Annotated in this window: 19 protein-coding genes; 16 read left to right on the plus strand and 3 right to left on the minus strand. The window is 64.6% G+C overall.

Annotated features, from left to right (window positions below):
• The first annotated feature begins 31 nt into the window (after nucleotides 1-31).
• The 5 genes from FNZ07_RS22755 (at nucleotide 32) to FNZ07_RS22775 (ending at nucleotide 3930) form a co-directional block, all read left to right on the plus strand.
• Nucleotides 32-334, plus strand: coding sequence for a Dabb family protein (locus tag FNZ07_RS22755; protein ID WP_096716386.1), 303 nt, complete (start codon nucleotides 32-34; stop codon nucleotides 332-334).
• 9 nt (nucleotides 335-343) lie between these two features.
• Nucleotides 344-835 (plus strand): PaaI family thioesterase, encoded by a 492-nt coding sequence (locus FNZ07_RS22760; protein WP_091016663.1) that lies wholly within the window; start codon nucleotides 344-346, stop codon nucleotides 833-835.
• Nucleotides 836-894: 59 nt separating this feature from the next.
• Nucleotides 895-1893, plus strand: coding sequence for an NADP-dependent oxidoreductase (locus FNZ07_RS22765; RefSeq protein ID WP_091016665.1), 999 nt, complete (start codon nucleotides 895-897; stop codon nucleotides 1891-1893).
• Nucleotides 1894-1988: 95 nt separating this feature from the next.
• Nucleotides 1989-2858 (plus strand): SDR family oxidoreductase, encoded by an 870-nt coding sequence (locus FNZ07_RS22770; protein WP_091016667.1) that lies wholly within the window; start codon nucleotides 1989-1991, stop codon nucleotides 2856-2858.
• Nucleotides 2859-2961: 103 nt separating this feature from the next.
• A complete protein-coding gene (locus FNZ07_RS22775; protein ID WP_091016888.1) occupies nucleotides 2962-3930 on the plus strand; it encodes an alpha/beta hydrolase in 969 nt (322 codons plus the stop codon).
• 36 nt (nucleotides 3931-3966) lie between these two features.
• Here FNZ07_RS22775 and FNZ07_RS22780 read toward each other — a convergent pair whose 3' ends face one another.
• Together FNZ07_RS22780 and ygfZ are read right to left on the minus strand one after the other, a co-directional pair.
• Nucleotides 3967-4779 (minus strand): NRDE family protein, encoded by an 813-nt coding sequence (locus FNZ07_RS22780; protein WP_091016670.1) that lies wholly within the window; start codon nucleotides 4777-4779, stop codon nucleotides 3967-3969.
• A 48-nt stretch (nucleotides 4780-4827) separates the two neighbouring features.
• A complete protein-coding gene (ygfZ, locus tag FNZ07_RS22785; protein ID WP_091016672.1) occupies nucleotides 4828-5883 on the minus strand; it encodes a CAF17-like 4Fe-4S cluster assembly/insertion protein YgfZ in 1056 nt (351 codons plus the stop codon).
• Nucleotides 5884-5961: 78 nt separating this feature from the next.
• Here ygfZ and mltG point away from each other — a divergent pair, with 78 nt between their 5' ends.
• The 11 genes from mltG (at nucleotide 5962) to FNZ07_RS22840 (ending at nucleotide 16881) form a co-directional block, all read left to right on the plus strand.
• Nucleotides 5962-6978 (plus strand): endolytic transglycosylase MltG, encoded by a 1017-nt coding sequence (mltG, locus tag FNZ07_RS22790; protein WP_091016673.1) that lies wholly within the window; start codon nucleotides 5962-5964, stop codon nucleotides 6976-6978.
• A complete protein-coding gene (gene tmk, locus FNZ07_RS22795; RefSeq protein WP_091016676.1) occupies nucleotides 6978-7598 on the plus strand; it encodes a dTMP kinase in 621 nt (206 codons plus the stop codon). Before mltG ends, tmk begins: the two co-directional genes overlap by 1 nt.
• Before the next feature lie 93 nt (nucleotides 7599-7691).
• Complete coding sequence (locus FNZ07_RS22800; RefSeq protein ID WP_091016678.1) at nucleotides 7692-8741, plus strand: DNA polymerase III subunit delta'; 1050 nt, start codon at nucleotides 7692-7694, stop codon at nucleotides 8739-8741.
• Between the two features lie 43 nt (nucleotides 8742-8784).
• Entirely contained in the window at nucleotides 8785-9291 is a 507-nt protein-coding gene (locus FNZ07_RS22805) for a GNAT family N-acetyltransferase (RefSeq protein WP_091016681.1), read from the plus strand.
• Between the two features lie 58 nt (nucleotides 9292-9349).
• The gene (locus tag FNZ07_RS22810; RefSeq protein WP_091016683.1) at nucleotides 9350-10138 is read left to right on the plus strand and encodes a TatD family hydrolase; all 789 of its coding nucleotides are present in this window, start codon (nucleotides 9350-9352) and stop codon (nucleotides 10136-10138) included.
• Between the two features lie 45 nt (nucleotides 10139-10183).
• On the plus strand, nucleotides 10184-10945 hold the full coding sequence (locus tag FNZ07_RS22815) for an ankyrin repeat domain-containing protein (RefSeq protein WP_091016685.1): 762 nt from the start codon (nucleotides 10184-10186) through the stop codon (nucleotides 10943-10945).
• Between the two features lie 91 nt (nucleotides 10946-11036).
• Nucleotides 11037-11393, plus strand: a complete 357-nt coding sequence (locus FNZ07_RS22820; RefSeq protein ID WP_091016687.1) for a Rap1a/Tai family immunity protein — start codon at nucleotides 11037-11039, stop codon at nucleotides 11391-11393.
• 77 nt (nucleotides 11394-11470) lie between these two features.
• Nucleotides 11471-12739 (plus strand): mechanosensitive ion channel family protein, encoded by a 1269-nt coding sequence (locus FNZ07_RS22825; RefSeq protein WP_091016689.1) that lies wholly within the window; start codon nucleotides 11471-11473, stop codon nucleotides 12737-12739.
• Between the two features lie 140 nt (nucleotides 12740-12879).
• Nucleotides 12880-14274 (plus strand): alpha,alpha-trehalose-phosphate synthase (UDP-forming), encoded by a 1395-nt coding sequence (gene otsA / locus FNZ07_RS22830; RefSeq protein ID WP_091016691.1) that lies wholly within the window; start codon nucleotides 12880-12882, stop codon nucleotides 14272-14274.
• Between the two features lie 52 nt (nucleotides 14275-14326).
• Nucleotides 14327-15493: an AAA family ATPase gene (locus FNZ07_RS22835; protein WP_091016694.1), complete on the plus strand. Its 1167-nt coding sequence runs from the start codon at nucleotides 14327-14329 to the stop codon at nucleotides 15491-15493.
• Between the two features lie 320 nt (nucleotides 15494-15813).
• Nucleotides 15814-16881 (plus strand): glycosyltransferase family 4 protein, encoded by a 1068-nt coding sequence (locus tag FNZ07_RS22840; protein ID WP_091016696.1) that lies wholly within the window; start codon nucleotides 15814-15816, stop codon nucleotides 16879-16881.
• Nucleotides 16882-17018: 137 nt separating this feature from the next.
• Here the strand turns inward: FNZ07_RS22840 and FNZ07_RS22845 are convergent, their stop codons facing one another.
• The gene (locus FNZ07_RS22845; protein ID WP_091016699.1) at nucleotides 17019-17606 is read right to left on the minus strand and encodes a BPSL1445 family SYLF domain-containing lipoprotein; all 588 of its coding nucleotides are present in this window, start codon (nucleotides 17604-17606) and stop codon (nucleotides 17019-17021) included.
• Nucleotides 17607-17682: the final 76 nt, after the last annotated feature.

Raw genomic sequence — 17682 nt, forward strand, 5'->3', positions numbered from 1 at the left:
TCGCCCCATTTACCGAACGACGAGGAACACCGTGATACGCCATATTGTGATGTGGAAGCTGAAAGAACACGCCGAAGGCGCGAGCCGTGCGGAAAATGCGCTGAAGCTGAAGGAACGGCTCGAAGGTTGCCGCAACATCGTGCCCGGCATTCTGCATCTGGAAGCCGGCGTCGCCGCACCGGGTCTCGATTCGACCTATGACGTCGTGCTGGTTTCCGACTTCACGGACAAGGCCGCACTCGATGCTTACCAGGTTCATCCGGTACACGAAGCGCTCAAGTCGTTCGTCGGTGCAGTGCGCGAGACGCGCGAATGCGTCGACTTCGAAGTGTGACGCAGCGCAATGACCTCACCGCGTAAATCCGCTGCTGCAAGCGCCGAGCAGCCGATACTCGAAAGCCCGTTCGTCGATCATCTCGGCCTGCGTCTCGTCAGTGCGGCGGACGGTGCTAGCGAAGTGATGCTGCCGCTTGCACACGACCACATGAACACCTGGGACGTCGCGCACGGCGGCGTCACGATGACGCTCGCCGACGTCGCACTCGCGATGGCCGCACGTTCGCTCGCCGACGACGGCGTAGGCGTCGTCACCGTCGAAATGAAGGTCAATTTCATGCAACCGGGCCGCGGCGAACTGCGTGCCCACGCACGCGTGCTGCACCGCTCGACGACGATGGCTTACTGCGAAGGCGAGATCCGCGACAGCGAAGGCCATTTCGTCGCGAAGGCGCTCGGCACGTTCAAGTACATGCGGCGGCTTGCGGTCGGCCGTGACGTCAAGCTGCAACGTCTGCGCAGCGATCCATCCGCCACACCTGGCCCGAGCGACGGTTAGAGCCATCGCGTCGGTTCGTTCAATAGGTGCTGTGCCCATTTTTATCAAAGAGATTCGTCATGACCCAGATCAACCGGCAGATCCTGCTTGCATCCCGTCCGCAAGGCGGCGTCACGCCCGACAACTTCAAGCTCGTCGAGACACCGCTCGCGCCGCTCGCCGACGGCGAAGTGCGCGTGCGCAATCACTACCTGTCGCTCGATCCGTATATGCGCGGCCGGATGAACGACAGCAAGTCGTACGCGGCGCCGCAACCGCTCGATGAAGTGATGATCGGCGGAACGGTCGGCGAGATCGTTGAATCGAAGCACCCGAAGTTTGCTGTCGGCAACAAGGTCGTCGGCATGTTCGGCTGGCAGGAATACGGCACGTCGGACGGCAAGGGTCTGCAAAAGGTCGACGACACTCACGTGCCGCTGTCCGCCTATCTCGGTGCGGTCGGCATGCCAGGTGTCACCGCGTGGTACGGCCTGAACCGGATCATCGCGCCGAAGGCCGGGGAAACGGTCGTCGTCAGCGCGGCGAGCGGTGCGGTGGGCAGCGTGGTCGGGCAGCTCGCCAAACTGGCCGGCTGCCGCGCGGTCGGCATCGCGGGCGGCGCCGACAAGTGCCGCTATGTGGTCGACTCGCTCGGCTTCGATGCGTGCGTCGATTACAAGGCCGGCAACCTGTACAAGGACCTGAAGGCGGTCACGCCCGACGGCGTCGACGGTTACTTCGAGAACGTCGGCGGCGAAGTGCTCGACGCTGTACTCGCACGGATGAATGCGTTTGGCCGCATCGCGTTGTGCGGGATGATCGCGGGCTACGACGGCGAACCGTTGCCGCTGAAGTATCCGGCGTTGCTGCTCACGCAGCGCCTGCTCGTGCAGGGCTTTATCGTTTCGGAGCACATGGAAGTGTGGCCGGAGGCACTCGGGCAACTCGGTATGCTGGTCGCGCAGAAGAAGCTGCATTATCGCGAGACGATCGCTGACGGACTCGAGAATGCGCCGGAAGCATTTATGGGGCTGCTGAAGGGCAAGAATTTCGGCAAACAGCTCGTCAAGCTCGTGTGACTGTGACAGCGGTGTAGCGGCCCGGTTGATGTATGGATGATGCCAGGCCGCCACATCGAATACGAAAGACAAGAACGATTTCTCTGGGAGACGACATGTTTCAGTTCGACGGCAAGGTCGCCGTGATTACCGGCGCGGCAAGCGGGTTCGGTCGGGCCTTTGCGGAGAAGGGCGCGGCGCTCGGCATGAAGCTCGTGCTCGCGGATGTCGACGGCAAGGCACTCGCGCAGACCGTCGATGCGTTGCGTGCAACTGGCGCCGACGCGATCGGCGTGCCCACCGACGTCACCGATCCCGCGCAGGTGGAAGCGCTGGCGCTCGCCGCGCTCGATGCGTTCGGCAAGGTTCATCTGTTGTTCAACAATGCCGGGGTCGGCTCGGTTGGCTTCGTCTGGGAAAGCAGCGCGAACGACTGGGCGTGGGTGTTCGGCGTCAACGTGATGGGCGTCGCGCACGGTGTACGCGTGTTCACGCCGATCATGCTGCGACAGAACGAACCGGCGCATATCGTCAACACGGCTTCGGTGGCGGGGCTGCTTTCGCCGCCGTCGATGGGCGTCTATAACGCGTCGAAGCACGCGGTCGTGTCGTTGACCGAGACGCTGTATCACGATCTGAAGCTCGTGGGCGGGCCGGTCGGTTGCTCGCTGCTGTGTCCGGCCTTCGTGCCGACCGGCATCGCGAATGCGGAGCGCAGCCGTCCCGACGGATTGCGCAACGACGCCGCGCCGACCCGCTCGCAGGTCGCCGCCGCCAAGCAACTGCATCGCGCGGTCGAGTCCGGCAAACTGAACGCTGCCGATGTCGCGAACATCACGTTCGAAGCAATCGACGAGGGCCGCTTCTATATCGTCACGCATCCGCCGATCATGGACACGGTACGGATGCGGCACGAAGACATCGAACAGTTGCGCAACCCGATCGATCCGATGTCGTTGAAGCCCGAAGTAAAAGCCAGCGAATAGACGGAGCGCGCCGCGCAGGCACTACCTGCGTGCTGCCTGCGCGCCGTGGCATCATACGGCGCTCATTCCAATGCGCGGCGCGAGCGCGCCGTTTCACCACCCCATGCCGCTGAATCCGAAGATCGCCCAGGTGCTCGAACTGATCGAGCGTGCCGGGCGCCCGCCGTACCACACGTTGTCCGCGCAGCAGGCGCGCGCATCGTATGAGAAGAGCGCGCCGATTCTCGAGATCGCGAGCGCGCCGATGTATGCGGTCGAAGACTGCATCGTGCCGACGCGCGACGGTGCGTCGATCCGCGCACGGCTCTATCAACCGGTCGAACCGGGCTGGGCGGACCCTATCCCCGCGCTCGTCTATTTTCATGGCGGCGGCTTCACGGTCGGCAGCGTCGACACGCACGATGCGCTGTGCCGCATGTTCGCGCGCGATGCGCAATGTGCGGTGTTGTCGGTCGATTACAGGCTCGCGCCCGAGCACAGGTTTCCGGTTGCCGTGGACGATGCATTCGATGCGCTCGCATGGCTGCACGCCAACGCCGCCTCGTACGGCATCGACGCCGCGCGGCTCGCGGTGGGTGGCGACAGTGCGGGCGGGACGCTCGCCACGGTGTGCGCGGTGCTGGCCCGCGATGCCGGTATTGCGCTCGCGCTGCAACTGCTCGTCTACCCGGGTACGGGCGGCCATCAACAGACCGCCTCGCATGCGCGGCTGGCCGACGGCTTCCTGTTGTCGGGCAAGACGATCCAGTGGTTCTTCGAGCAGTACGTACGCGACCCGGGCGATCGCGACGACTGGCGTTTCGCGCCGCTCGACGGCACGCGCGGGGCGCCAGGGTTCGGCGGTGTCGCGCCGGCCTGGATTGCGGTGGCGCAATACGATCCGCTTTGCGACGAAGGCGTGGCCTATGCGGAGAAACTGCGCGCGGCGGGCAACGAAGTCACGCTCGAATGCTACGCCGGGATGATCCACGAGTTCTTCAAGATGGGCGGCTTCGTGCCGGACGTCGCGCGTGCGCATGCGGATGCGACGGGCGCACTGCGGCGTGCGTTTGGAACGTTCGGCAGCGACTGAGCCCACGCAGCGGGCCATCTGGCGCGAACCTCTGCGCTAGCGCTCGACGTTAAACGCGAAGCTACGCTCGAAGTCGCCCGGTCGCACGATGCGATGCGAACCGTCGTCGTCGCTGCGCTCGGCCGCAGTCACGCTGATCTGCTCGCGTCGAGCGACGACACGCAGCGCGGTCGTACCGCGCGTTCCGTATTCGCTCCCCTCGATAAAAGCCGCCGACAACGCACGTTCCCGTTCGAGCGACAGACCGGTAGCGGGCAATTCGTCATCGCGTGCGAGGCGGGGATCGCGCATCAGATCGATCAACTGCTCGAGCGGTGTTGCAGGATCTTCCGCGAGCAATGCCCCGAGTTCCGCGCGCTTGCGCACGAGCTTCGGCCAGGGGGTATCGAGCACCGCATTCGAAATGCCGTGCGTGCCGGCTGCGAGTAGGGCCGGCGCGGCATCCGCGCGGTTGCAGTACCACGCGAGTTCGCGCCGGGTCCAGTCGCCGACCAGCAGATTGAAGCCGTTATACAGACTGCCGGTACGCGCGACCTGCTGCAGATAATCGAGCGGCGTCTGCGCAAGGTCGCTCAGAAAACGACTGACGAGCGCACCGCGGGTCGGCGCATCGGGCCGCATCTCGTGCGGCGCGCGGTAGTTGGTGAGGGCGGCGAAGCGGCCGTCGCGGGTCATGCCGAGCCAGGTACCGCCGCCGGCGAGATCGCGTCCCGCGAGTAACCCCGGCGCATCGCTCCACCATTGCATCGGTTCGGCCGGGCGGCGGAAGAATTCGTCGCGGTTTGCCGCGAGCGTGAAGAGCGCGCCGTCGGTTGCGTCGGGGCGCCAGTCGAACACAATCAGGCACATCGGTCGAAGTCTCCGGGAGCAGCGGGCCGACCGCCCGCGATCAACGCGTCAGACTTCCGTCGGCCACGCGTACGGCAGCGGCAGGAAGCGCAGCGCGGGGCCGTCGGCGGCACCGAGATGCACCGAGCCGCCTTCGAGCGCCACGAGCTTGATCTCGGCCAGCACGTCGACGCCGCCCGCCGGTGCGGACGCCACGTTGACGACCATCCCGCATGGCTGGCCAGGATCGGCGGAATGGAACAGCTCCGTGCCCGCCGCCACAGATAACGTTTCGCCCGTCACATTCGCGAGCGCGGTACGCCGCTTGATCGTGCCGCGATACTGGCTGCGCGCGACGATCTCCTGGCCCGGATAGCAGCCCTTGCGGAAATTCACGCCGCCGAGCACGTCGAAATTGACCATCTGCGGCACGAACTGCTCGGTGACCGGCCCGGTGATGCGCGGCTCGCCAGCACGGATATCGAGCCAGTCCCACACGGCCGGCGATACGCGCACGAGCTTGCTATCGAGCGCCGGCAGCTGCGCTTCGACCTCGGCCCGCGGCCCGATCCACAGATAACGCAGCCGCGCTTCGGCATCGGGTACGCGGATCAGCGAACCAAACGGCCCATCGACTTTCACATGCACGCCGTCGGGAATCACATCGAAGATGCCGCCGAGCGCCGCGCGCACGTCGCCGGCCAGACCGACTGCGAGCAGGTCGGCGCTGGCATCGCTGAGCTTCGCCTTGGCGCGCAGCACGAACATCGAGAGCCGTTTCTGCACCGCGGCCTGGACATCCTTCGACACCAGCAGGCGGATCGCCTCGCTGTCGCGCCACACGAGAAACGACGCGAGCAGTCGACCCTTGGGGGAGCAGTAGCCGGCGAGGCGCGCGTTGGCGGCATCGAGATGCTGGGTGTCGCTCGTGAGCTGGCCGTGCAGGAAGGTCGCGGCATCGTCGCCCGACACGGAGATCACGCCGAACTGCGTGAGCGGCATATACGCGCCGCTCTTGAGCACGGCCTCGAATTGCGCGCCACCGGGGCGCGGCAGCACCGGCAGCACGGCGGCGGCAACGGGCGGCACAGAATGGGCGGGAGCGGGTGCGAGCGGGGCGGTCATGGATGGGTGGCGCAGTCAGTTGTGACTTTAGCTGGGGCAAGCAAGTATTATATGGGGTCCTCCCCAGCCACGTTTTGCATGTCCCTCCTGAAAAAATGTCTCGTTGCCGGCACGGCGCTCGTCGTGCTGGCCGCTGCCGCAGCAGCCGGCGGATATTACTGGTCCCAGGCCCCACTCGTACTGACCCCTCAGCAGCTCGACGTGACGATCAAGCCGCACAGCAGCCTGCGCAGCGTGACACTGCAATTGCGGCGCGGCGGCGTGCCGGTCGCGACCGAACTGTTCGTGTGGATGACACGCCTGCTCGGCCTGCAAAGCCAGCTCAAGTCGGGCAACTACGAGTTCAAGAGCGGCGTGACGCCGTACGACGTGCTGCAGAAGCTGGCCCGCGGCGACGTCAACGAGTATGTGGCGACGATCATCGAAGGCTGGACGTTTCGCCACATGCGCTCCGAAATCGACGCGAATCCGGCGCTGAAGCACGACACGGCGGGCATGACCGACGCCGATCTGCTGAAGGCGATCGGCGCGCCTGAGGCCCCGACGGGCAACGCGGAAGGGCTGTTCTTCCCGGACACGTATCTGTTCGACAAGAACACGAGTGACCTCGACGTGTACCGTCGCGCGTACCGGCTGATGCAGGTGCGTCTCGACGAGGCGTGGGCTGCCCGCGCGCCGGGGCTGCCGTACAAGAGCGCCTATGATGCATTGACCATGGCGTCGATCGTTGAAAAGGAAACCGGCAAGACGTCCGACCGCGCGCTCGTTGCCGCGGTGTTCGCGAACCGTCTGCGGCTCGGCATGCCGCTGCAGACCGATCCAACCGTGATCTACGGGCTCGGCGACAGCTACGCGGGGCGTTTGCACAAGCGCGATCTGCAGACCGACACTCCTTACAATACGTACACCCGTGCCGGCTTGCCGCCGACACCGATCTCGCTGCCGGGGGTAGCGTCGCTTCAGGCGGCGCTGAACCCGGCGCAGACCAACGCGCTTTACTTCGTCTCCCGCGGCGACGGCAGCGGCTTAAGCATTTTTTCTGACACGCTCGGCGATCACAACAAGGCCGTCGACAAGTACATCCGAGGTCAATGATGGCGCGGGGCAAATTCATCACGTTCGAAGGCATCGATGGGGCGGGCAAGACGACGCACCTTGCCTGGTTCCGCGAGCGGCTCGATGCGAAGGTCGCACCCACCGGGCGCGAGGTCGTCATGACGCGCGAGCCGGGCGGCACGAAGCTCGGCGAATCGCTGCGCGAAATCCTGTTGCACCGGACCATGGATCTCGAAACCGAAGCGCTGCTGATGTTCGCGGCACGCCGCGAGCATCTGGCGCAGGTGATCGAGCCGGCGCTCGCGCGCGGCGACTGGGTGCTGTCCGACCGTTTCACCGATGCGACGTTCGCCTACCAGGGCGGCGGGCGCGGTTTGCCGCGCGACAAGCTCGAAGCACTCGAGCGCTGGGTGCAGGGCGGTTTCCAGCCCGATCTGACGGTGCTGTTCGACGTACCGCCGGGAACCGCGAGCGAGCGTCGCAGCGCGGCGCGCGAGCCGGACCGGTTCGAGAGCGAGTCGGATGCGTTCTTCACACGGACGCGGGCAGAATACCTGCGCCGTGCCGAAGAGGCGCCATACCGGTTTGCCATCGTCGATTCGACGCAGAGCATCCCGCAAATTCAGAGTCAACTTGAGAAATTGGTCGCAACGCTATGATTTTTAACTGATATAAGTTGTTGTCATGGGTGTTGAAATAACTCAGCCAATACATCACATCCACCTCGTAACCTATTGAATCAAAAGAGAACGATGATTTATCCGTGGCAAGCCGACGACTGGAACCGAATGCAGCAGCTGCGCGCGCACTGGCCGCATGCGTTGCTTCTCTATGGGCAGACGGGGATCGGCAAGCTGCGTTTTGCGCAGCATCTCGCGCAGGGCATGCTCTGCGAAGCGCCGCTTGCCAACGGCGAGCCGTGTGGCGCGTGCGCGGCGTGCAACTGGTTCGTGCAGGGCAATCACCCCGATTACCGGATCGTGCTGCCGGAGGCGCTGGCGGCCGAATCGGGTTTTGTCACCAGTGCTGACGACAAAGCCGATCAGGCCAGCAAGGCCGACAAAGGCGACGATGACGGCAAGAAGAGCCGCGCGCCAAGCAAGGAAATCAAGATCGAACAGGTTCGGGCGCTGCTCGACTTTTGCGGCGTCGGCTCGCATCGCGGCGGGGCGCGCGTGGTCGTGCTGTATCCCGCCGAAGCGCTCAATGTCGCAGCAGCCAACGCATTGCTGAAGACACTCGAAGAACCGCCGTCGGGTGTCGTGTTCCTGATGGTGTCGGCGCGCATCGACCGGCTGCTGCCGACCATCATCAGTCGTTGCCGGCAATGGCCGCTCGCCACGCCCGCCGCCGATGTCGCCGTCAGATGGCTCGCCGCGCAAGGTGTCGACGATGCGCCGGCGCTGCTCGCCCAGGCAGGCGGCGCACCGCTGGCCGCGCTGGCGCTCGCCGCCGATGAAAACCGCGCGCTGCGCGACTGGACGCTCAAACAGCTGGCCAGCGGGGCCGCATGCGATGCGTTCGCGGTCGGCGAGGCGCTGCAAAAGCTGCCGGTGCCGCTCGTGCTCGGCTGGCTGCAGAGGTGGCTATACGACTTGCTGGCACAGCGCACGGCCGGCACGCCGCGCTATTTTCCTGAAGCCGCGGCGGCGCTGGAGCGCTGCGCGGCGCAGGTCGATGCGAGCACGTTCGCGCGCTTTATCCGCACCGTGACGCGGCAGCGCGCGGTCGAGAACCATCCGCTCAATGCGCGTCTGGTGTTCGAGGAGCTGTTCCTGGGTTATCGCGCGTTGTTTGCCTGACTCTCGTCCGCCGTTTGCCTAACCCCGCTAGCCGATTTCCTCCATGACCACGAATCTTCCATACCGCGATGCCACGCTCGACGATCTGCCCGCCATCGTCGCCATCTACAACTCGACGGTGCCGTCGCGAAACGTGACCGCCGATCTCGAGCCGGTCAGTGTCGAGAGCCGGCTCGCGTGGTTCCACGAGCATGGGCCGGACAAGCGGCCGCTGTGGGTCGTCGAGGACGGCGGGCAGATCATCGCGTGGCTCAGTTTCTCGAACTTCTACGGGCGGCCAGCCTATTCGCGCAGCGCCGAAGTCAGCATCTATCTGCACGAAGACGCGCGCGGCAAGGGGCTCGGCAAACAGTTGCTGGCGGCTTCGCTGGCAGCCGCGCCTGGGCTCGGCATCGATACGGTGCTCGGTTTCATTTTCGGCCACAATGAACCGAGCCTGCGACTCTTCCGCGGCTTCGGCTTCGACGTGTGGGGCACGTTGCCGCGCGTCGCGGTGCTGGACGGCGTGGAGCGCGACCTGGTGATCCTCGGGCACCGGGTTGTCGCCTGAACGTTAGCTCAGTACCACCCGGGCAGGCACTTTTCCCGATTCATCGCAGGACACTCTCATGTTTGTCGACTCGCATTGCCACATCAATTTCGAAGGTCTCGCCGAGCGTCTGCCGCAGGTGCTCGAGAACATGCGCATGCATTCGGTCACCCACGCGCTGTGCGTGTCGGTCGACCTCGAAACGTTGCCGTCCGTGCTCGACATTGCGCGCACCTATGACAACGTCTACGCGTCGGTCGGCGTGCATCCGGATCACGAGGATGCGCAGGAGCCCGACGTGGCCGGGCTCGTCGAGCTGGCCGGGCATCCGAAGGTCGTCGCGATCGGCGAGACGGGGCTCGACTACTACCGGCTCGAAGGCCGCACCATTGCCGACATGGAATGGCAACGCGAGCGTTTTCGCACCCATATCCGCGCCGCGCATGCCACCGGCAAGCCGCTGATCGTCCACACGCGCGCATCCGCCGACGACACGCTGCGCATCATGGCCGAGGAACACGCCGACGTGCCGGGCGGCGTGATGCATTGCTTCACCGAAGCGTGGCCGGTCGCCGAACGGGCGCTCGCGCAGAATTTCCACATCTCGCTGTCGGGCATCGTCACTTTCAAGAGCGCGACCGAGGTTCAGGACGTCGCGCGCCGCGTGCCGCTCGAGCGTCTGCTGATCGAAACCGACTCGCCGTACCTGGCTCCTGTGCCGTATCGCGGCAAGCCGAATGAACCTGCGTACGTCAGCCATGTCGGACGCTTCATCGCGCAGCAGCGTGAGATGCCGGAAGCCGCACTCGCCGCGGCGACCACAGCGAACTTCTTCCGGCTGTTCAAGATCCCGATGCCGCGGTCTTGATATTCAATATTATCAACAGGATAGGGAAGATACCTAAACTAGAATATGAGAAATAACTCCAGTCAGATCGTCATTCGTTCAGCCTCCGTCGCTCCTTTCATCCGCCTGTCCGCGTTCAAACGCGGGGCATCCCGGCTCGCGCTGGCCGGCGGGCTCGCGTGGGCGGCTTGCGGTGCGTTGCCGGTGCAGGCCGCACCCGCCGACACGATGATCAAGGCCGTCAAGTTCGACGACGTGAAGGAAGTGACGAAGCAGCTCGCCAACGGCATGGACCCGAACATGACCGACGATCAGGGCATGCCGCTGCTCGTGCTCGCTGCACGCGAAAAATCCGACAAGGTCGCTGCCGCACTGATCGCCAATTCGAAGACCAACATCGAAATCGAGGACAAGGCCGGCGAAAACGCGATGATGCTGGCGTCGCTGAACGGCGACATCAACCTCGTCAACCTGCTGATTTCAAAAGACGCCGAAGTCAACAAGAAGGGCTGGGCGCCGCTGCACTACGCGGCATCGAACGGTAATGACGATATCGTGAAGCTGCTGCTCGACCACTCGGCGTACGTCGACGCTGGCTCGCCGAACGGCACCACGCCGCTGATGATGGCCGCACGCGCCAATCACGTATCGACGGTCAAGCTGCTGCTCGATAACGGCGCCGATCTGACCGTGAAGAACCAGCTCGGTCTCACCGCGCTCGACTTCGCGAAGCACTACAAGGCACCCGATGTCGTCGAAGGACTGACGGCACGGCTCCAGCAAATGCAGAGCCAGCCACCGGCAGCCCCGCAAAACGGTGCAAAATAACGGTTGCGGCGCGTCCGGTCTCAGGCCGGAACGCGCCGCCGGATGCGACACGAGATCGCCCGATAACCGCTTGCTCACATAAAGGATCACCATGCTGCGGGCTTTGATTTGCGCGAGCGCGCTGGCCATACCCTTGTCGGCAGCCGCGTTTACCGCGAGCGACCTCAACAGGCTGTGTACGAAAACCGATATCGCGTCACGCAGCGCGTGCGCGGCCTACATCGAAGGCGCGGCCGACGGCGTCTTCAACACCATCGATGCAATTGGCGGCACAACCGGCCCGCGGGTCGGCCAGTACTTTTGCCTGCCCGCCGACGCGCGTTCGCAGCAACTGACGGACGCGGTGCGCCGTTACATCGCGGAAAATCCCAACGTCGCGGGCTACAACGCGAGCACCGCGATTTCACTGGGGCTCGGCAAGGCATTCCCCTGCAAGACGGGTAGCTGAGCGCGGTTGGCGCAGCGGGGTTGGGCGTCGACGCGGCGCCACCCACCACAACCCACGACCCGAGGAAAACGCGCTTCATGCTCACCACCGACGACATCACGCGCATCGCCGATGCCCCGCTGCATACCTGGCCGGGCGCGGTCGTCGTGTCCATCGTCGTTCTCGCGCTCGCATTTGCGGTCCATCGCATCGGCGCGCGGATTCTCGTGCGGATCGCCCGACCGTATCCGTTGATGAGCGTGATCCTGCGCTACATCAACCGGCCCGCACTCGTGGTGCTCGCGATCGTCGGCCTCGAATTCATCTGGTGGGAAGCGCCCGATACGCTGCCGCTCGTCGGCGTGCTGCGCAACATGGCGGGCGTCGTGCTGATCGGCGCGTTGACCTGGCTGTCGATGCGCTCGGCGGCCGCGATCGGCGAAGCGATCATCCAGGCGCACCCGCTCGACACCGCAGACAACCTCGAGGCACGCCGGATCCACACCCAGGCGCGCGTGCTGGCGCGCTCGGTGATGGTGGTGATCGTGATCGTCGGCGTGGGCGGCGCGCTAATGACGTTTCCGGGCGTGCGCCAGATCGGCGCGAGCCTGCTGGCGTCGGCGGGCGTGGCCGGTTTGATCGCCGGTATCGCGGCGCGGCCGGTACTCGGCAACCTGATCGCCGGGCTGCAGATCGCGTTGTCGCAACCGATCCGCCTCGAAGACGTCGTCGTGATCCAGGGCGAGTGGGGGCGCATCGAGGAAATCACCGGTACCTATGTGTCGGTGCGGCTGTGGGATCAGCGCCGGTTGATCGTGCCGCTGCAATGGTTCATCGAGAACCCGTTCGCGAACTGGACGCGCAGCAGCGCGCAGATCATCGGCACGGTCTTTCTGTACGTCGATTACCGGATGCCGCTCGCGCCATTGCGCGAGGAACTCGGGCGTCTCGTCGAGGCGGCGCCCGAATGGGACGGCCGTGTGCAGGTGCTGCAGGTCACCGACGCAACCGAACGTTCGATGCAACTGCGCGTGCTTGTCAGCTCCGCGGATTCGGGTCTCAGTTGGGATTTGCGTTGCCGTGTGCGCGAAGGGTTGCTCGCGTTCGTGCAGACGCACTATCCGCAGTATCTGCCGCATTCGCGTGCGGAGGTGTCGGCGGAACTCGGAGCCGCGGAGGGCGCACTCGACTGGTTGCCGGCTCATGCGCGGGCAGCTGCTTCGAGTACCGCCGCGCGCACCGAAGCCGATCCGGTGGCGAATCGGGGTGGAAATCGCGGTGGAACTCGCGACCCGCGCGCCGCATCGGCTGCGAGCCGGCCGCCGGACGAAATCGCAAACGATCCAGCGGCGAGCCGGTCGAACTGAGCATGGCCGCTGCCGGTGCTCTCCATCGTTGCTGAAGCGGCGATTGCAGTAGCGGCGCCGCCGGCGATATGCGCCGCTCACCCGTCACCGAATGCGTACGCCGCGTGTGCGCATCGACCGAACCACGGAGGAAACACCACATGGGCCGACTGATCGTCGTATCGAACCGCGTCGCCACACCGACCGAAACGAAGGGCTCGGCGGGCGGCCTCGCCGTCGGCGTGTTCGGCGCGTTGAAGGATGCCGGCGGGGTCTGGTTCGGCTGGAGCGGCGACGTCGTCAGCGAAACCGTCGCGCATGCGGGTCCCACTATCGTGCACGAAGGCCGTGTGACGTTCGCGACCGTCGGTCTGACGCGCAAGGACTACGATCAGTACTACCGTGGGTTCTCGAACGCGACGCTGTGGCCGGTGTTCCACTACCGCAACGACCTCGCGCGCTACGAGCGCGACGAATACGCGGGCTACCGGCGCGTCAATGCATGGCTCGCGCACAAGCTGATCAAACTGCTCGAACCCGACGACATCATCTGGGTTCACGACTACCATCTGATCCCGTTTGCCGAAGCGCTGCGCGCGGAAGGCGTGACGAATCGCATCGGCTTCTTTCTGCATATTCCGTTTCCGGCGCCGCAGATCATCTTCAGCATTCCACCGCACGAGGAACTGGTGAAGTCGCTGTGCTGCTTCGATCTGCTGGGCTTCCAGACCGCCACCGATCAACTCGCGTTCCACGACTACATCACGCGTCATGCGCGCGGCACGGTGAGTGTCGATGATCGCATCGAAGCGTTCGGCCGCCATTTGCGCACCGGCGTCTATCGCATCGGCGTGTTTCCCGATGAGATCGCCGAGCAGGCGCAGCGTTACGAAAGCCGCCAGCATGTACTGGATCTGAAGCAGAGTCTCGAAGGGCGCAAGCTGATCATGAGCGTCGACCGGCTCGATTATTCGAAGGGACTGGTCGAGCGCTTCAGGGCCTTCGAACAGTTGCTCGAGCGCTCGCCCGAATGGCGCGGCAATGTCACGCTCGTGCAGATCGCGCCACCGACGCGTTCGGACGTCGAAACGTATCAGCTGATACGCCAGGAACTCGAAGGCGAGGCGGGGCGTATCAACGGGCGTTACTCGGGGCTCGACTACACACCGATCCGTTACCTGAACCAGCGGTACGACCGCTGGAAACTGATGTCGCTGTTCCGCGAATCGCAGATCGGTTTCGTGACGCCGCTGCACGACGGCATGAACCTCGTCGCGAAGGAATATGTCGCCGCGCAGAACCCCGACGACCCCGGTGTGCTGGTGCTGTCGATCTTCGCTGGCGCGGCCGCCGAACTGACCGGCTCGCTGCTCGTGAATCCGCACGATGCGGTGGGCATGTGCGAAGCACTGCAGCAGGCGCTATCGATGCCGCTGAAAGAGCGTCAGCGTCGCCATCAGGTGAACATGGCGGCATTGCGCAAGAACGATCTGGGCGTGTGGCGCGATTCGTTCCTGCGCGATCTGCGCAACGTGCCGGCAGGCGAGGGACGTTGATGCGCGGCGCTACGCTCATTTCTATTCGCACACTGGCGATCATGGGCCGCTCATGCTGACCACACTCGCTATCGCCGGCTACCGCTCGCTGCGCGAGCTGATCGTGCCGCTCGGCAAGCTGAACGTCGTGACGGGACCGAACGGCAGCGGTAAATCGAGCGTCTATCGTGCATTGAGGCTGCTTGCAGTTACTGCGCGCGGCGGCGTGATTCCGTCGCTGGCGCGCGAGGGCGGTCTGCAGTCCACGTTGTGGGCAGGCCCCGAACGCTTCTCGCGCGGCATGCTGGCCGGCGTAGAGCCGGTCACGGGCGTGCGCCGCCACGAACCGGTGAGCCTGCGGCTTGGCTTTGCCGGCGACACCTTCGGCTACGCGATCGATCTTGGACTACCCATTCCCGCCGAGAGCTCGCAATTCTCGCTCGACCCGGTGATCAAGCGCGAGTCCATCTGGAACGGGCCGGTGCTGCGGCCGTCCGCGCTGCTGGTCGAGCGGCACGGTGCGGTGCTGCGCGCACGCGACGCCGACGGCGAATGGCAGACGGTGCCGCAGCCCGTGGCGAGCTTCGACAGCATGATGACCGAGTTCTCCGACCCGCGAAGCGCGCCCGAAATGATTGCGGTGCGCGAACAGATCCGTTCGTGGCGGTTCTACGATCACTTTCGCACCGACGCCGAGGCCCCCGTGCGGTTGCCGCAAATCGGCACGCATACGCCGGTGCTCAGCGACGACGGCACCGATCTTGCTGCCGCACTACAGACGATCGCCGAAATCGGCGAAGCGACCGCACTCGACGCCGCGATTGAAGACGCATTTCCCGGCTCGCGCATCGAAATCGTCAATCACAGCGGCCGCTTCGAAGTGACGATGCGGCAGCATGGCCTGTTGCGTGCGCTGAGCGGCGCGGAACTGTCCGACGGGACGCTGCGCTACCTGCTGCTGGTCGCCGCGCTGCTGACGCCGCGACCGCCGCAATTACTGGTCCTGAACGAGCCGGAGACGAGCCTGCATCCGGACCTGCTGCCGGCGCTCGCGCGGTTGATCGCGCATGCGTCGACGCGTTCGCAGGTACTGGTGGTGTCGCACGCGACACGGCTCATCGCTGCACTCGAGCGCGAGGCGGGCAGCCAGTCGGTGATGCTCGGAAAGCAGCTCGGTTCGACGCGGATTGCCAACAGCGACGAGCTTGATATTCCCGCGTGGAAGTGGCCATCGCGCTGAGCGACAGGCCGTACTAAATGGCATATCGGCGAAGCGCCGCAGATGTTTCGCGACTGTAACAGCGCACAGGAAATGCAATACGTCGCGCGTTTGCGTGCACAATTGACAATACTCGTCAGGTACGAGGCGTAGCTGAAGGTACCTGTCCTGCAACAGGCCCGGCGTGATCGATCGGCATTGGCCACATCTGGCTGCATTGATCGGTTGCCGCGGCGCTGGCATACTCGGGCGCCGCCGCTGGTGCCTGATTGGCACATTAGCGCCTGGCGCGCACGAGGCACGCCCCGAACGGGCGGCCATCAGATTCATGGAGACACTCAATGAGAATTGCCCAGATCGCCCCGCTGACCGAATCGGTCCCTCCCAAGCTGTATGGCGGCACCGAGCGCGTCGTGTCGTACATCACCGAGGCGCTGGTCGAACTCGGCCATGACGTAACGCTGTTCGCCAGCGGCGATTCGGTCACGAGCGCGAAGCTCGAAGCCGTCTGGCCGCGCGCGTTGCGGCTCGACCCCGGCATTCGCGATCGGGTGGCGCCGCACATGCTGCTGATGGAACTGGTGCGCCGTCAGGCCGACGAGTTCGATGTGCTGCATTTCCACATGGACTACTACTCGTTCTCGGTCTTCAAGCGGCAGGACACGCCGTTTGTGACGACGTTACACGGCCGCCTCGATCTGCCCGAGCAGCAACCGGTATTCGATACGTTCAACACCGCGCCGGTCATTTCGATTTCGAATGCGCAGCGCCATCCGCTGCCGCAGGCGAAATGGCTGACCACGGTCTATCACGGCCTGCCTGAGGCGCTCTATACGCCGCAGCCGGTCGAGCAGAAGTATCTTGCGTTCCTTGGCCGTATATCGCCGGAAAAACGCGTCGATACGGCGATCCGCATCGCGGGCCGCTGCGGTATGCCGATCCGCATCGCCGCAAAGGTCGATGCCGCCGATCGCGAGTATTTCGAGCGCGATATCAAGCCGCTGCTCGATCTGCCGTATGTCGAATATATCGGTGAGATCGCCGACAACCAGAAGGCCGAGTTTCTGTCAGGCGCACACGCGCTGCTGTTTCCGATTGACTGGCCGGAGCCGTTCGGTCTCGTGATGATCGAAGCGATGGCGTGCGGCACACCGGTGATCGCCTTCAATCGCGGCTCGGTGCCGGAAGTGCTGGACGACGGTGTGTCGGGCTTCATCGTCGAGGACGAGATCGGTGCAGTGGCCGCCGTGAATCGCCTGCACAAGGTGCCGCGAGCGGGTGTGCGGCAGCGCTTCGAGGAGCGCTTCACGTCGCACCGGATGGCGCAGCAATACGTCGAGGCGTATCAGTCGGTGATTCGCGCGCAGAAGCGTTCGCGGTTCAAGGTGATCGATACGTCGTCGAACTAGATCCGCTGGCGCACAGACAAAACGCGCATAAAAAACGGCGTTGCCTTGCGGTAACGCCGTTTTGTCTTGCAGCAGCCCCTCCGTGGGGGCAGTGCTCCGGCGACGCTGCCGCCGGAACACACTGGAACGATATCGCGTCAGATGTTCAGACGCGTCACCTTCGTGCCGGCGATCGAGATGTCGCCCATCAGCCCGGCATTGGTCATCACGAAGACTTCGACCGGAGCCGTTGCGGTCGTCGTGTCGATCGAGCCGTTCGCGCCCATCTTCACGAGCGCCACGGAAGCATCTCCACCGGCTGCCCAGCCGTCCGAGTTGCGGAACCGGTCGAGTGCGTCCTGCGTCATGAACAGGAAGATGATTGCCTTCGACTGCGCACCGGCCTGCAAACCGAACGAGCCCGACGCCGTGCTGTAGTAGCCGACCGTGCTGCCGCCGACGCGCAGCGAGCCTTCGCCATACTGGCCACCGACGATCAGGCCTGCCTGAAGGACCGACGGGAACACGAGGATGCCACGCGACTTCGAGACGAGTTCGCGGGAGCCTGGTACCGTCGAATACAGCTTGGAAATCGCGCCGTCGACGCTGGCGTTGATCGAGTCGCGCTTCGACGCATTGCCCGAGGCAGTGGGCGTGCTATTGGGCGTTGTGGTGCAGCCCGCGAGCGTAAGGCCTCCGAAAGCAAGTGCAGCGGTGGTTTTCAGAATGAAGTTTCGTCTTTGCATCTTTTTTCTCCATCGTGGTTCCAGGGCAACCTGATCAGTGGTGACGGTTGGCCATTGGGTTATAACACATGAGAAG

The sequence above is a fragment of the Paraburkholderia megapolitana genome, assembly GCF_007556815.1.
GTDB classification, from domain to species: domain Bacteria; phylum Pseudomonadota; class Gammaproteobacteria; order Burkholderiales; family Burkholderiaceae; genus Paraburkholderia; species Paraburkholderia megapolitana.